Source organism: Salinibacterium sp. SWN139 (assembly GCF_015864625.1).
Classification (GTDB): domain Bacteria; phylum Actinomycetota; class Actinomycetes; order Actinomycetales; family Microbacteriaceae; genus Rhodoglobus.
Map to the genome: position 1 here is coordinate 297,314 of NZ_JADYWV010000001.1, position 13,826 is coordinate 311,139.

Below are 13,826 nucleotides of genomic sequence, written 5' to 3' on the forward strand. Positions count from 1 at the left end.
ACTGAAGCTACTTCACGCTGCCAGCCGTGATGCCTTCCACGATCTGCTTGTTGAAGACGATGTAGATCACGATCATCGGCAGCGTCACGATCGAGAGCGCTGAAAACAGCAGGCCGTAGTCGGTTACATACCGGCTGGAGAATGCCAGCAGTCCGGTGGGGATTGTCTTGAGCGCATCATCCTGAATGTAGAGCAGGGCGAGCAAGAACTCGTTCCAGCTCGAGAGCGCGGAGAAGATTGCGACGGTAGCGAGTCCGGGCCGCAGCAGCGGCAGCGCGATCGAGCCGAAGATGCGCAGGTCGCTTGCGCCATCGATGCGGGCGGCCTCGAAGAGTTCGTCGGGCACGGCATCCAAATAGACCTTGAGCAGGTAGACCGCGAGCGGTAAACCCATCGCGGTATACGGAATGATCAAGGCCCAGCGGGTGTCGGTGATGGCCAGCTGGGTGAACATCGTGGACTGCGCGATGAAGTAGGACTGCAGCGGAAGAAGCAGGCCCAAAGCCAGTAACCCCATAAACAGGTTACGACCGCGAAAACGGTAGCGGCTGAACGAAAAAGCCGCGGCAGCGCCGAGCAGCAGGATGGCGAGCACCGACGCTCCGGTGACGATCACGCTGTTCAGCGCGTACTGGCCGATGTGGCCTACTTCGAACGCTTCAACCCAGCGGCCGAAGTCGATCTCGGTGGGGAGGGCGAAGGGCGTTGCAAAGATCGCCGAGTTGGTCTTGAAGCTCGAGAACACCATCCAGAGCATCGGAAAGAAGAACACGACGGCGATGACGATGAGCGCCGCGGTGAAGAGCACATCGGGAATCCGCAGGGGAGTGCGCCGGCCGGCGTGATGCTTCGCGGTGTGCGTGCGAGCTGAATCGGATTGCTTGTTGCTGGCGTCGATACTCATGAGCGAACCTCCTCAGGCTTCTCGCGATTTACTCTCGTGAAGATCAGCCCCAGCCCGACCACGACGACGGTCAGGACAACAGCCATAGCCGAGCCGTAGCCGACATTCTGGAAAGTGAATACAGACTTCACGAGATAGGTGGTCGGGATCTCGGTGGCACCGTAGGGCCCACCATTGGTCATGACATAAAAGAGGTCGAAGCCTTGGAAGCCACCGGTGATACAGAGCAAGAGTGCGACTGTGATCGCGTTGCGGATCATCGGAACCTTGATGCGGCGAAACAGCTGCCATTCGCCAGCACCATCGAGGCGGGCCGCCTCAATGACTTCGGTCGGAACTTGGTTGAACGCGGCATAGAAGATGGTCATGTAGAAACCGGCATATACCCAGCCGGAGACGACGCTTACCGCGATCAGCGCGGTGGAGGTGTCGCCGAGCCACACCCGTTGGAGGTCTTCTAGGCCTAAGGTCTGCAGGGCGGCATTGAGGAGACCGAAGTCGTTGTTATAGACGAAGGCCCACAGCACAGCCACGACAACCATCGGCAGCATTACCGGGGTGAAGATAGCGACGCGGAACCAGAGAGAACCGCGGCGACGAACGCTCACGAGGCCCGCGAGCACCAGGCCGACAATAACCTCGAGCACGATGGTGATGACGATGTAAATGAGAACGTGCACGAAAGAATCGCGGAACAGAACGTCTTGGGCGGCCTTGACGTAATTGTCGATGCCGACAAAAACCATGGCGCCATAACCGTTCCACTCCGTGAAACTGTAGGCAAAGGTCATGATGACCGGGAACAGCACGGCGAAGCCGAAAACCGCCATGGCAGGCACCAAGAACAGATACGGGGTGACCGTACGGTTCGGCTTCATGGAGCGATCCTTCGAAAGGAGCGCTGGTCGTCCGCCTTCGGGTGGTGGACGACCAGCGCGGTCGGCTAGCTAACGGGGAGGGTGTTAGCCAAGCTTTTGATCTATGCCGGCAACGGCATCAGCGGGCGAACTCTGACCACCCAAAACCTCAGCGAGAGCCGCGTAGAGCGCATTGGCGGTCTCGAGGTCGTAGCCATTGTCGGGCGGCAGCACGATCGCGGGAGCGGTCTCAAGCAGAGACGTGAGTGATGCGGTGCGCGAATCGATGTCTTCACCCGACGCGGCGGACAGGGTCATCGGAGTGAGCTCCGCACCGATGAACTGCTGAACGTTCTCGTCGCTGTTGAGCAGGGCCAAGAACTCGGCGGCCTCATCCTGCTTGGTGCTCTTGGCGTTGACGACGTACCCGGTGACAACACCGATGACGCTCTCTTGGTTGCCTTCGCCGGGCATAGCTGGGAGGTTCACGTAGTCGAAGTTAAGGTCAGGCGCCTCATCGATCGCCCAGCTCACGAGCCACGAACCGATCGCGTGCATTGCTGCTTTGCCTTGGAAGAAGAGCTGAGCACCCTCGTTGTCGTCGACAGCGTTCACGCTTTCGTTGACGCAGTTGTGGTCGGCGAGTTCTTCGACGTACCCGAAGGCTTCGATCCACTCGGGGGTGTTGAAGTCAGTCTCACCGGCGAGGGCTGAGCTGTAAACGTCTTCCCCCACCACGCGCGAGGTCAGGTGGGCGAGCCAGTTACCAGCAGCCCACAGGTCCTTGTTGCCCGAGGAGATCGGGATGATTCCCTCGGCGTTGAGCGCGTCACAGGTGTCGAGCAGTTCTGCCCAGGTGGTGGGAGGCGTGAGTCCGGCATCCGCAAAGATGTCTTCGTTGTACCAGAGCACGTTGGTGACATCGGCGGAGTGAGGCACCATCACGACGGCGCCATCGACGGTGAGCGAGGTGAAGACTTCGTCGTCGAAGAGACCAGCGATGGGACCGGATGTCACGGCTTCCGTGAGATCGGCAGCGAATCCGTCAGCGGCACGCTGTTCGAGTCGCGCTCCCGCCCATTCAAAGTAGATGTCTGGAGCGTTGCGGCCGTTGAGCAGGTTGGGAAGACCGATGGTTTGGTACAGATCGTCGTCTTGGTAGTTCATTTCGACCGTGACGTCGGGGTTGGCGGCTTCGTACTGTGCCGCTACGTCGTCCCAGACGCGGATCTGAGCTTCGCCAGGGGAACCCATGGCGATGCGGAGCACGTTGTCGTCGGAGCTTCCGCCGTCGGCTGAACAACCGGTAAGGATCAGTGCTGTGGCGCTGAGGGCAGCGACAGCAGCGAGAGTCTTCTTTCGCGTGACGGGCATGATCATTCCTTTGCTGTAGGTGATGCAGTGCGGGGTGATGCAGTGCGGGGTGATGCAGGTGTTGCGGGTGGTGAGCCCCCGGCAGAAACGAGCTCTGCCAAAGTCATATCGAGCAGGTCGCCGAAGACGCGACGGTGGGCTGCGCGAAGGGTGTCGAGATAGGGGAGAAGCCGGCTGGGGCCAGCGGTGGCGAGGCGACCGGCGGCGGCGAGCTCTGCGACCTCCACGAGTGCGCGCGCGCCCACGCGGAACGATTCAAGCCACGGCCGCACTTCGGTAATGAGTTGCGGGTTTGCCACGGGGCCGTCGAGCAACCGGTCTGCGGCACCGAGCATGGTGTGGGCAACCGCGAGCAGGTCGGCAGCCGCGGTGGCGGCATCACCGTATTCCGACTCAAAAGTGAAGCGCTCGAGGGCCTCGCCCAGTACCGGCGCATCGTCAGCAGAGAGGCACGAGGACCGAACCGTGTCAGCAAACAGACTGAAGTCGTCGACGTTGTCTTGGCCGACGACATCCAGTAGCGCTTGCTTCCAGCTGGCCTCTGGGTCGTAGTTCTCGGGGTCGTGCAGATAGTCGGCGATCGTGGCGAAGGGAATCTTGGATGACTCAAAGAGCTCCATGCCATTAGCGATGATGCCCGTCGAAAAGCGGTGCAATTGCGGATCGCGACCTTGGTAGGGGCCGATGTGGAGCTCGTGGCCCATCGCGACATCATTCACCGGATAGTTATCCCAGTAGGTCGCGGGGCGGCCGGTTGCGCGGGCGAAGACGGCAGCGTCAGCGAGGTCGAGGGTGGCGGAGCAAATGACGCGGCCAGTCCAGAAGAGGTCGATGCGCGGATCAATGCCGCGCCCAAGGCGAGTGATGTAGTCCTCGTCGCCGTAGCCCCAATACTGCGTGGGACACACCGTGAGGTGGGTGTCGGCATCGAACTGCGAAAAGACATTCCCGATGAGCGATTGGTGGGCGGTCACGAGATCGGGGAATGCTGCCACGTCGGCCGGATGCTGCAGCCGGGCCGGGATGTCATCCAGAAGCAGTCCAAAGCTGGTGACGCCCAATTCGCGCACGGCGCTGAACTTAGCGAGCAGCATCTCGATGTCGTCGCTGCTCGAATACTTCATGGTGAGCCCGGGGGAGAGGCAGTACATAAAAGTCATGTCGTTGTCGTCACAGCGTGTGATGAGTTCGGCCATGCGGGCGAGCTCGGTGCCAGCGTAGGGGGTGCGCCATTCGTGACGAACGAGCGGGTCATCTTTGGGCGAGTACACAAAGGTGTTCATGCCACGGTTGCCGAGGAAGCTGATGAGGTCGAGGCGTTGTTCGTGGCTCCAGGGCGCGCCGTAGAACCCCTCGATGACGCCGCGAATGGCGAAAGCTGAGGAGTCGGAGATGGCTCGGGAGCGTGCAGTCATGGTGTGGTTATCGGGGTGGTGAATTTGAGGTTGCTGGCATCGCCGCTGGTGGTGTTGCTGCTCTCGTAAATGTCGGGAGTGACTCCGGCACTAACAGAGAGCTGGATAGCTTCAGCCATGACGGCATTGAGAATGGCCGCTCCCACCACAGTAGAGGTGGCGGACACCCGGCTGCTCAGCCCGGTGATGTCAACGGCCGCGTCGCCGACCGCGCCACCGTTATCGATCACAACGGTGGCGAGTTCGTGCAGTCGCGGCAGCGTTGTCGCTCGGGCTTCGGGGGAGGTGGCGTGCGTCAGGCTCGTGAGGGCAATGACGGGGGTGCCATTGGCCATCACTTGCTGCACGAGTTCAGACGTGACGGCGTTGCTGCCGGAGTTGGATGCCACGATCAGCACGTCATTCGCGGCGATCGGGTGGTCGCGCAGCAGCGCCGCGGCCAGACCGGGCAGTCGTTCGAGGGAGGTGCTGAGCGGGGCACTCGTGTGCAACATGAGGCCCTCAAAGAGCAGCGGCTGAACGTTGACGAGGCCGCCGGCTCGGTAGTAGAGCTCTTCGGCGAGCATGTGGGAGTGGCCGGTGCCAAAAATGTGAACCGTGCGGCCATTGATGAGCACGTCAGCAACGAGGCGGGATGCCGCCACAATGTTTGGACCTTCATCGGTGGTCAGGCGCTCGATAAGCTGCGTCGCGCGCGCCAAGTAGCGCGCAGCGGGTGACTGCACATCGAGAATCGGGGGGCTCGTGAGTGTCATGCGGGTGTTCCTTTTTTCCACACGTGGATGAGATCGCGATAGAGATTGTCGGTGTCGCCAGCGCCGAGCAGGAGCGAACCTTCGAGAGCTGACGCATCCGCGGGGCGGAACGACATGCCTTCACTGGCGAGATGTTCAACGAGGCGGGCGAAGAGGAGAGTGTTCGGTCCCAGCAGTTTGCCGCCAAGAGCCAACGGGGCATCATCGCCCACCCACCGAACTCCGACACGAGCGGTGAGGAAGAGTTCGTAGGCCGCTTCGATCACGATGGCGTCGGCGGCGGCATCCCCCTCAGCGGCCGAAGCGAGCACGGCACGAGCGAACTGGGCAATGCGGTTGACCGGGCGGTGGGCACTATGGAGGCGTGCGGCAAGATTAGTGAGGCCATCGAAGTGTTCTGCCGCTCGCGCCGTCAGGGCGGTGCTTGGTCCGCGCCCGTCACGTTCTTTGAGCACAGCAGAGATGCCGCGACTGCCGATCCAAAACCCGCCGCCGGCATCCCCCAAGAGATAGCCATCGCCGTCGACCGCATGGGATTCTCCTGTGGGGCGCACAGCGAGACAGGCAACGCCGGTGCCGGTGATGAGCGAGACGCCGGATTCGATGGAGAGTGCTCCGGCGTGGGAGGTGACGGTGTCATCTGCGATCCAGACCTCGTTGGCCCCGGTCGTTGCCGCGACAAGTTCAGCGAGACGGGTGGAAGATGCAGCATCCGCGGGGGACGTAGTGAGACCCATCACGACACGATCAACGGGCTCGAATTTGCCGTGCGCCCAGGCGCTCGCGACTGCGGCCGCAACCGTGCGCATGGTGTCGCCTTCGAGGCGGCTCACCCCATCGACTTCAACAGTGCCAGGCTGTGCGCTGCTTTTGAGGCGAATTCCGGACTGTCCGCCATCGACAGCGAGAACCCGAAGCATTAGCTGTTCCGGGGTTGTTCGGCCGAGAAAGCACCACCCGAAACCTGAGCAGTGAGCTGGTACTTGTCGCCGCGGTAGAAACAATTGGCGATCATGATGATGTTTCCGCGCGCATCGGAATCCACCATCCGGATGCGGAGGCAGGCTTGGTTTTCGGAGATCGTGAGCAACTCGCGCACGCGCTCGTCGGGCAACACGGGCTCGATCGAGACATTGGCGGCGCCGGGGGAGATGCGGTAGCGGCTGCTGAGTAGTTCATAGAGGGAACCGCCGAGGTCACTGCCGTTGATTCCCGGCACGAGCGCCTGCGGAATCCAGACAGTTTCTACGGCCATCGCTTCACCGCTGCCTAAGCGCAGGCGGGTGAAGCTGACAACGGGGTCACCGGGGGAGATCTGGAGTTGGGTGGAGATAGCGGCGTCGGCAGGGGAGACCCGGTAGGCCAGAAGGCGAGCCCCTGGTTCTAAGCCGCGGTCGCGCATGTCTTGTGAGAACGAGGTGAGGCCGAGCAGGCGCACGAACGGCTGCGGGGTCACGTAGGTGCCTGAACCGTGGCGTCGTTCGACGAGGCCTTCGGCAACGAGCGCATCGACGGCACGTCGGATGGTCATGCGGGCAACGCCCCAGCGGGCGCTGAGATCGCGCTCGCTCGGCAGGCTCTTGCCCACCTCTGTCGACGCTACGAGTTCTCGCAAGCGTGCTCTCAGGGTGTGTCTGGTGGATTCCTCGACAACGGTCACACTCTCATTAGAGCCCATTTCTGCGCCCCTGGTAAAGAGTTGATTAGACCACTTCGGGGTACATTTGGGCGAAATATGCCCGAAACATACCCGTAAATCGGGGAATGAAGCGCATAACTTCTGGGCTCAGGGGGAGTGTCGTAGACCACTCCGTGGCCGACGCGAGACCTCCAAACTAGACCAGTTGACGTGGGGGATATGGTGAATCCATGAGTCATATTCGGCCTGCGGGCCTCTACGACCTCCCCGGAACCTATCGTGTCTGTCTCCAGACGGCGGATGCCGGGGGCGATGGGAGCGCTCTCTTCGCGAACCCCGATCTGCTCGGTCACATCTACGTCGGCCCGTACCTCGTCGGAGCCCCCGATTTCGCCTGGGTGATTGCGGATGAACTCGGAGTCGCCGGCTACGTGCTTGGCGCCGCAGACACTCGCCAGTTCGAAGCGTGGCAGGAGCGCGAATGGTGGCCCGTGTTGCGCTCCCAATACGCGCCGACGGCCGGGGCTTCTCTCGACGACGAACTCATCTCTCACCTGCACACCCCGGTTCTCGCCCCCGACTCGGTGGTCGCGAACTATCCGGCACACCTCCACATCGACCTCCTCCCGCGTGCGCAAGGGCGAGGTTTCGGGCGATCGATGCTGGAGACGCTCTTTGCGGCGCTGCGCGCTCGCGGTGTGACTGGCATCCACCTGGATGTGGGCGAAGACAACCACAATGCGATCGCCTTTTACCGCCACCTGGGTTTTGTGGAGCTGGCTCGAGGCGCTGACTCGATTTATCTGGGAATGGAACTGTCGTGATTCTGCCGGACTCAACTGCTACCCCGCTTCGAGGCGGACCGACGTTACGGTGGGGCGTCCTCGCGCCGGGTGGGATCGCCACGGATTGGGTCGCGGCGATGCACGCCAACACCGATCAACGCGTTGTTGCTGTTGCCTCGCGCTCCGCCGACCGTGCCGCAGAGTTTGCCCAGAAGCACGGCATCGAGCGCAGCTACGGCAGCTACGAGCAGTTGGTGGCCGACCCCGATGTCGACATCATTTATGTGGCCGCTCCGAATGTGTTCCACCGGCCGCTGGCGTTGCTGGCGATTTCGGCGGGCAAACACGTTCTCATTGAGAAGCCGCTCGGCGTTGACGCCGCTGACGCCCACGTGATTGTGGATGCGGCCCGTGCTGCCGGCGTCTTCGCCATGGAAGCGATGTGGACCCGCTTCTTGCCGCAGACGACGATCATCTCGCAGCTACTGGAGGCGGGCGAACTCGGTGACCTTAAAGTTGTCACCGCCGACTTCGGCGCCAACTTCGGAACCCCCGCCGGGCAACCAGTGTTCGATCCGACCATGGGCGGCGGTTCGCTGCGCGACATCGGCATCTATGCTGTCTGGTTTTCCCGGTTCGCGCTCGGCGCTCCCACTGCAGCGTTCGCTCGGGGGCGGATGCTCGACACCGGCGTCGACGCGCAGGCGGCGATGATTCTCGACCACGCCACCGGTGCCCAAGCCGTGTTGCACACGACGATGGAGGCCGACACTCCCACGGAGGCCCGCATCAACGGCTCCCGTGCTCGTGTTGAAGTGCTCACCCCGTTTTACGCGCCGCACGGTTTTGCCGTCGTGCGCGACGACGAGCGCACCGAGTTCACGGATGGCACGGGACTCCGTGGCCGCGAGGGGCTGTCGTTTCAGACCACGGCGATTGCTCAGCACATTGCGGAGGGGCGCACGGAAGCGCCCGAGCATCCGCTGGATGTCTCCGTTGCAATTCTGGAGACGCTCGACACGATGCGGGCCCAGATTGAGGCCGGTTAGTGGCTTAGCGGGGCTATGGGGCTAGCGGGCTCAGTAGGGCTAGCAGGTTCAGCGAAAACTGGCGGGGCCAAGCGAATCCCCAAGCGGGCCATGCCGGTTCGGCGACACGGCCCGCGCGGCGGGGCTAGGCGGCCGCTTTGGCGCGCGACAGGTCGACGAACAGGTCCGTGTTGAACTTGTAGGCGGCGAGTACTTCGTCGATGACGCGGTCACGCTCGGCGTCATCCCACTCGACAGCATCGAGCTGGTCGCGGTACGTGATTTTGAACTCTTTAGGCTTGGCGATCTGGTCGAAGAGGTAGAAGCCGACACCGTTGGTGTCGAATCCGAACTGGCGCTGCATGAGGGTGCGGATAACCTGGCCGCCCGAAAGGTCGCCGAGGTAACGGGTGTAGTGGTGCGCGATAAAGCCGCCAGCCCAGTCTTCGGCGGCAACCTCGCGCACGCGGGCGGCGTAGGCGGCAGCCGTGGGAAGAGGGGCGATCTGGTCGCGCCAGTCGGCACCGATCAGAAATTCGAGATCCGCTTCGATCGCGGGCAAGCGGGTGAGCTGCGAGGTGATGAACGGGGCAGCAACCGGGTTGCTGGCGAAGTGATCGGCGGCGGCTTCGATCGCTTCATAGATGAAGTAGTGCTGAGCGACTAGCGCGATGTAATCCTCGCGGGTTCCCTTGCCCGTCATGAGATCTTTCATGAAGTCGGCACCTTCGCTGTCGCCGTGGCTTGACCAGGTGCGCTCACGGAGTGCTTGCGAGAAAGGAATTACAGCCACGGAGTCTCCTAGAAGGGGGTTAGGTGACCCTCACTCTAGTGCGGCGGTTTATTGCCCGGCATCATCCAAAAGTTGGTTAATCGCTCCGGAAAGCAGAATGCACCGGGGGAGAATCCACAGCGGAAGAGTGCACCGCGGAGTGGCTAGTGGCCGACGTGGCTGGGGATGTCGAACAGGTCATCCACGTCATTGCCCTCCGTCGCCGGCCCATTGATGGTGGCGAGGGCAGTGAGGGTGAGAACGAAAACCACGAGTGCGCCCACCACGAGGGCGGTGATGTACCGCGCAACGCTCGGGGCGGAGGCAGTGGCGTCGGTGCCGTCACTGACGCGACGGAAGTGCCGCGCAAGCGACCCCGCTACGAACAGCTGGAGCACTGCGGCGATGCCCCAGGGGGCGACATCCAACACCGATCCGAGCGCACCGATGTGAAAAGTGGATGCTGCTGCCACCAGTGCTCCCCACGCGACGAGCGGTGCCAGCGCAACGACGATCGCGGCGCGAGGTGCCGGCAACTGGTCACGAGTGAAGGCGAGCAAGCCCCATCCGAGTTCGAGAATGCCCAGGATGCCGAGGGGAAGCGCAAGCCCGACGGGCGCGCCAATGATGAGCGCACAGTGAATAATGCCGACGCCCGCCGCGGCGAAGGCGAGCCAACTGCGACTGATGGCGGACACTCGATACCTCTCTGGCGCTCGAGCTTCACCCGATCACGCTGTCGCCAGCAGTTTAAGCGCTGACGCCGGTGGCGCGCTTGTCGGCGCCGATGCCGACGAGGAGCAGAATGACGGCCGCACCAAAGTGCAGGGCATTGTCTGCTGCGTTGAGCGCGAGCACGTTGTAGGCGGAACCGACGAGCATCAGGCCCGCAAACCCGAGAACAAGAAGGGCGAAGCCGAGGGCCGAGTTGAGGGCGCGGGCGGCCGCACGGTTAGAAAGAGCCGCAAGAAGCAGGGCAGCACCAACAATGATGTGCACCACGTTGTGGAAACCGTTCACGCTGAAGACGTCGGCCAACAGCGCGCCTTCGGTTGCAAAGAACTCGACTCCGGTGGTGACCAAGAATCCGAGCAGGCCGAGGAGAACGAAGAACGCTCCGACGATAGCTCCGAAAATGCGGTTGGGTGATCGAGTCATGTGGTGCCCCCTTGTGCGCACACTAGGTGAGTGCGCATCGTGTGCTCTCTATTCGTACTCGCACTAGAGGGGGTTTGGCTAGGGCAGGCGTAGGTGAATTTTCCCCATGAGCCGCAGTGCTGCAGAGCCGTAGCACGATTGCCGGATGCCGCAGCAACGCTAGCTGTGAGGTCGAGCCTCAACACCCAACTTTTCACACGCAGCGTCGTACAGTTTCACGATCTCATGGCGGATCTCGGCGCGCTCGGTAATCTCCGTGCTCCACGGCACGGTTACGTGGTGTTCGATGCCGTCGACATCCGAATACTGCCACGTGCCCTCGGTGCCGTCGAGCGACACCATGGCCGCAGAAATGGCGGAGGATTCTGCGAAGGCACGCACAATGAGCAGATTGTCATCGTTGTGGTCGCTGTTCATATGGGCGAGTACTGCGGACACAATTTCTTCACTGAAAGTAGTCACGGCTCTACGGTAGCGGGGAGTCGTTGGGTTTGGGGTTGTTCCATACCCTAGAGGGGTATAGCGTGGCGCCCATGGATGGAATGACCGAGCACGACACGCAGACCTCCCACAAGCAGCACTCTGGCCATAGCGATCATGTCGCGCAGTTCCGCCGCCTGTTCTGGATCATGCTGGTCATGGCAATCCCAGTTGCCGGGTTCAGCATGATGTTCGCCCAGATTCTCGGCTACACGCTGCCCGAGAACATGGTCGTGCAGTGGATCTCCCCCGTGCTCGGCACCGTCATGTTCGTCTGGGGCGGCAAGCCATTCCTCACGGGCGGCTTCTCCGAGCTGAAAGCCCGCAAACCGGGAATGATGTTGCTGATCTCGATGGCGATCACGGTCGCCTTCGTCGCATCGTGGGCATCCACTCTCGGCCTCATTGCGAACGAGCTCGACTTTTGGTGGGAGCTCGCGCTGCTCATCGTCGTGATGTTGCTCGGCCACTGGGTCGAAATGCGGTCACTGGCTCAGACCTCCAGCGCGCTCGACTCTCTTGCCGCGTTGCTTCCGGATGAAGCGGAGAAAGTTGAGGGGGATGATTTCGTCACCGTGCCGCCGTCTGACCTCGTTGTGGGCGATGTCGTCATCGTGCGTCCCGGCGGACGAGTACCCGCCGACGGCGAAGTGATTGACGGTTCAGCCGAGGTTGATGAGTCGATGATCACGGGAGAGTCGCAGCCGGTTTCGCGCGGCGAGGGCGACCGCGTTGTGGCGGGAACCGTGGCCACCGATAACTCGATCCGAGTGAAGGTCACCGCGATTGGCGATGATACGGCGCTCGCGGGCATCACCAAGCTCGTCGAAACGGCGCAAAACTCCTCGTCGCCGGCCCAGCGCATTGCCGACACCGCCGCTGGCTGGTTGTTCTGGTTCGCGCTCGGTGCCGCAGCGATCACTGCCACCGTGTGGACCCTCGCGGGCAGCCCGGATGACGCGATCGTGCGCACCATCACGGTGCTCGTCATTGCGTGCCCGCACGCTCTTGGCCTTGCCATCCCGCTCGTTGTCTCGATCTCTACTGAGCGCGCGGCTCGCGCCGGGGTGCTCATCAAGGATCGTCTCGCTCTTGAAACCATGCGCAAGGTTGACACTGTGTTGTTCGACAAGACTGGCACCCTCACCAAGGGCGAGCCCGCTGTCACGCACGTGGTCGCTGTCGGGGAGTCGAGTGACGATGAGGTGATTCGGCTCGCTGCCGCCGCAGAGTTCGACAGCGAGCATCCGCTGGCCAAGGCCATTGTGACGGCAGCGAAAGATCGTGACCTCGACCGGGCGACAGCCTCACAATTCAGCTCGTCGAGCGGCGTAGGTGTCGAAGCCACCGTCGACGGAGCCACCATCAGCGTTGGTGGACCGAGCATGCTCCGCCAGCACGACCAAACCGCGGTCGAGGTGACCGCGACGTGGGCGGCTGAGGGCGCAATCATTCTGCACGTGCTCTCGGACGGGCACGTGATTGGTGCGATCGGTCTCGCGGATGAAGTGCGCGAAGACTCCCGCCAGGCTGTCGATGCACTCCACGATCGTGGCATCACCGTGGTCATGATCACGGGCGACGCGGATGCCGTTGCTCAGTCAGTAGCCGCCGAACTCGGCATCGACCGGGTGTTCTCGGGCGTGCATCCCGAAGACAAAGCAAGCAAAGTCGCCGAACTGCAGAAGGCAGGCGCCACTGTTGCCATGGTCGGTGACGGCGTGAACGATGCGCCGGCCCTTGCGCAGGCGGATGTCGGAATCGCGATCGGCGCCGGAACTGACGTAGCGATCGCTTCCGCCGGCGTCGTGCTCGCCAGTGACGACCCGCGCTCAGTGCTTGCCGTGATCGAACTCTCGCGCCGCAGCTACGGCAAGATGCGCCAAAACCTATGGTGGGCTGCCGGCTACAACCTCCTCGCAGTGCCCCTCGCTGCTGGCGTGCTTGCGCCTATCGGCTTCGTGCTGCCCATCTCGGTGGGCGCGCTACTCATGTCAGCCTCGACCGTTGTTGTCGCGGCGAACGCGCAGCTGCTGCGCCGCCTCGACCTGCGGCCCGAGGCGGTTATCGCCAAGGACTAACCAGCGGCCGAGCTCTCACCGTGTGCGCGCTTCGGCGTCGGTGGCGCTGTGATTTCGTCGTCAGCATAGTTTCAGGCTTGAGAGGGGCAGTCGGCGGAATCGAAGTCGTCGGGTTCGGCGCCGATGCTGTTCAGCGCCTTAGTGAGGACCGCGAGTTCGTTCGCGTCGAGACGGTCGAGCACGCGCCGACGGGCGCTGTCGCGGTGGCTGGGCCAGGCCTCTTTGAGGCGCTTTAAGCCAACTTCGGTGAGTACGACATCCGCGCCCCGACCGTCGCTAGCGGAGCGCTCGCGGGCGACAAGCTCGAGGGCTTCGAGGCGGTTCACGGTGCGAGTCGCACCGCTGATGGTCATCGATAGTCGGGTGGCGACTTCGTTGATGCGCAGGCGCTGGCCTTCTGCCTCAGAGAGGTAGGTGAGGGCGAAGTAGTCGGTGAGAGGCAACTGCTGGTCGCGCTGAAGGTCGGCATCGAGCACGCGCGGTACGACGCTAATCGCCCGCGAGAGTGCCTGCATCAGAGCCTTTTCGTCGCGCGTCATGCCGTTGTTGTGGTGAGCCATAACGCAATTGTACTTGAT

Annotated in this window: 15 protein-coding genes; 3 read left to right on the top strand and 12 right to left on the bottom strand. The window is 62.5% G+C overall.

The genetic code is table 11. The features are described 5' to 3' along the window. Nucleotides 1-7: 7 nt before the first annotated feature. The 7 genes from I6E74_RS01460 to I6E74_RS01490 all read right to left on the bottom strand — a co-directional run bounded on the left by I6E74_RS01460 (nucleotide 8) and on the right by I6E74_RS01490 (nucleotide 6,983). Complete coding sequence (locus I6E74_RS01460; RefSeq protein ID WP_231604446.1) at nucleotides 8-904, bottom strand: carbohydrate ABC transporter permease; 897 nt, start codon at nucleotides 902-904, stop codon at nucleotides 8-10. Continuing rightward, complete coding sequence (locus I6E74_RS01465; RefSeq protein ID WP_197122382.1) at nucleotides 901-1,782, bottom strand: carbohydrate ABC transporter permease; 882 nt, start codon at nucleotides 1,780-1,782, stop codon at nucleotides 901-903. The genes I6E74_RS01460 and I6E74_RS01465 overlap by 4 nt, the downstream gene beginning before the upstream one ends. Nucleotides 1,783-1,866: 84 nt before the next feature. Continuing rightward, entirely contained in the window at nucleotides 1,867-3,135 is a 1,269-nt protein-coding gene (locus I6E74_RS01470) for an ABC transporter substrate-binding protein (protein ID WP_197122384.1), read from the bottom strand. Nucleotides 3,136-3,137: 2 nt separating this feature from the next. Next, the gene (locus tag I6E74_RS01475; protein WP_197122386.1) at nucleotides 3,138-4,550 is read right to left on the bottom strand and encodes a protein O-GlcNAcase; all 1,413 of its coding nucleotides are present in this window, start codon (nucleotides 4,548-4,550) and stop codon (nucleotides 3,138-3,140) included. Beyond that, nucleotides 4,547-5,305, bottom strand: a complete 759-nt coding sequence (locus I6E74_RS01480) for a sugar isomerase domain-containing protein (protein WP_197122388.1) — start codon at nucleotides 5,303-5,305, stop codon at nucleotides 4,547-4,549. The genes I6E74_RS01475 and I6E74_RS01480 overlap by 4 nt, the downstream gene beginning before the upstream one ends. Then, the gene (locus tag I6E74_RS01485; RefSeq protein WP_197122390.1) at nucleotides 5,302-6,225 is read right to left on the bottom strand and encodes an N-acetylglucosamine kinase; all 924 of its coding nucleotides are present in this window, start codon (nucleotides 6,223-6,225) and stop codon (nucleotides 5,302-5,304) included. The genes I6E74_RS01480 and I6E74_RS01485 overlap by 4 nt, the downstream gene beginning before the upstream one ends. Continuing rightward, nucleotides 6,225-6,983, bottom strand: a complete 759-nt coding sequence (locus I6E74_RS01490; RefSeq protein ID WP_231604447.1) for a GntR family transcriptional regulator — start codon at nucleotides 6,981-6,983, stop codon at nucleotides 6,225-6,227. The genes I6E74_RS01485 and I6E74_RS01490 overlap by 1 nt, the downstream gene beginning before the upstream one ends. 191 nt (nucleotides 6,984-7,174) lie before the next feature. Here I6E74_RS01490 and I6E74_RS01495 point away from each other — a divergent pair, with 191 nt between their 5' ends. Both I6E74_RS01495 and I6E74_RS01500 read left to right on the top strand, forming a co-directional pair. After that, nucleotides 7,175-7,768, top strand: coding sequence for a GNAT family N-acetyltransferase (locus I6E74_RS01495; RefSeq protein ID WP_197122392.1), 594 nt, complete (start codon nucleotides 7,175-7,177; stop codon nucleotides 7,766-7,768). Continuing rightward, nucleotides 7,765-8,778, top strand: coding sequence for a Gfo/Idh/MocA family protein (locus tag I6E74_RS01500; protein WP_197122394.1), 1,014 nt, complete (start codon nucleotides 7,765-7,767; stop codon nucleotides 8,776-8,778). The genes I6E74_RS01495 and I6E74_RS01500 overlap by 4 nt, the downstream gene beginning before the upstream one ends. Nucleotides 8,779-8,902: 124 nt before the next feature. On the opposite strand, the gene I6E74_RS01505 is transcribed toward I6E74_RS01500, so the two are convergent. From I6E74_RS01505 to I6E74_RS01520, 4 genes are all read right to left on the bottom strand, one after another. Then, entirely contained in the window at nucleotides 8,903-9,550 is a 648-nt protein-coding gene (locus I6E74_RS01505) for a heme oxygenase (biliverdin-producing) (RefSeq protein ID WP_197122396.1), read from the bottom strand. Nucleotides 9,551-9,693: 143 nt separating this feature from the next. After that, complete coding sequence (locus I6E74_RS01510) at nucleotides 9,694-10,227, bottom strand: hypothetical protein (protein WP_197122398.1); 534 nt, start codon at nucleotides 10,225-10,227, stop codon at nucleotides 9,694-9,696. Between the two features lie 52 nt (nucleotides 10,228-10,279). Then, a complete protein-coding gene (locus I6E74_RS01515) occupies nucleotides 10,280-10,687 on the bottom strand; it encodes a DUF4383 domain-containing protein (protein ID WP_197122400.1) in 408 nt (135 codons plus the stop codon). A gap of 159 nt (nucleotides 10,688-10,846) precedes the next feature. Further along, nucleotides 10,847-11,149 (bottom strand): DUF2470 domain-containing protein, encoded by a 303-nt coding sequence (locus tag I6E74_RS01520; protein WP_197122402.1) that lies wholly within the window; start codon nucleotides 11,147-11,149, stop codon nucleotides 10,847-10,849. Between the two features lie 71 nt (nucleotides 11,150-11,220). Between I6E74_RS01520 and I6E74_RS01525 the strand changes: the two genes are divergently transcribed. Beyond that, a complete protein-coding gene (locus tag I6E74_RS01525) occupies nucleotides 11,221-13,248 on the top strand; it encodes a heavy metal translocating P-type ATPase (RefSeq protein ID WP_374221041.1) in 2,028 nt (675 codons plus the stop codon). Between the two features lie 71 nt (nucleotides 13,249-13,319). On the opposite strand, the gene I6E74_RS01530 is transcribed toward I6E74_RS01525, so the two are convergent. Then, nucleotides 13,320-13,808 carry a MarR family winged helix-turn-helix transcriptional regulator gene (locus tag I6E74_RS01530; protein WP_197122405.1) on the bottom strand — a complete coding sequence of 163 codons (489 nt, stop codon included), beginning with the start codon at nucleotides 13,806-13,808 and terminating at the stop codon, nucleotides 13,320-13,322. Between the last annotated feature and the right edge of the window lie 18 nt (nucleotides 13,809-13,826).

Excerpts from the sequence above, each read along its gene's own strand:
- I6E74_RS01460 (WP_231604446.1), bottom strand. The coding sequence starts at position 904 with ATGAGTATCGACGCCAGCAACAAGCAATCCGATTCAGCTCGCACGCAC.
- I6E74_RS01465 (WP_197122382.1), bottom strand. The coding sequence starts at position 1,782 with ATGAAGCCGAACCGTACGGTCACCCCGTATCTGTTCTTGGTGCCTGCC.
- I6E74_RS01470 (WP_197122384.1), bottom strand. The coding sequence starts at position 3,135 with ATGCCCGTCACGCGAAAGAAGACTCTCGCTGCTGTCGCTGCCCTCAGC.
- I6E74_RS01475 (WP_197122386.1), bottom strand. The coding sequence starts at position 4,550 with ATGACTGCACGCTCCCGAGCCATCTCCGACTCCTCAGCTTTCGCCATT.
- I6E74_RS01480 (WP_197122388.1), bottom strand. The coding sequence starts at position 5,305 with ATGACACTCACGAGCCCCCCGATTCTCGATGTGCAGTCACCCGCTGCG.
- I6E74_RS01485 (WP_197122390.1), bottom strand. The coding sequence starts at position 6,225 with ATGCTTCGGGTTCTCGCTGTCGATGGCGGACAGTCCGGAATTCGCCTC.
- I6E74_RS01490 (WP_231604447.1), bottom strand. The coding sequence starts at position 6,983 with ATGGGCTCTAATGAGAGTGTGACCGTTGTCGAGGAATCCACCAGACAC.
- I6E74_RS01495 (WP_197122392.1), top strand. The coding sequence starts at position 7,175 with ATGAGTCATATTCGGCCTGCGGGCCTCTACGACCTCCCCGGAACCTAT.
- I6E74_RS01515 (WP_197122400.1), bottom strand. The coding sequence starts at position 10,687 with ATGACTCGATCACCCAACCGCATTTTCGGAGCTATCGTCGGAGCGTTC.
- I6E74_RS01525 (WP_374221041.1), top strand. The coding sequence starts at position 11,221 with ATGGATGGAATGACCGAGCACGACACGCAGACCTCCCACAAGCAGCAC.
- I6E74_RS01530 (WP_197122405.1), bottom strand. The coding sequence starts at position 13,808 with ATGGCTCACCACAACAACGGCATGACGCGCGACGAAAAGGCTCTGATG.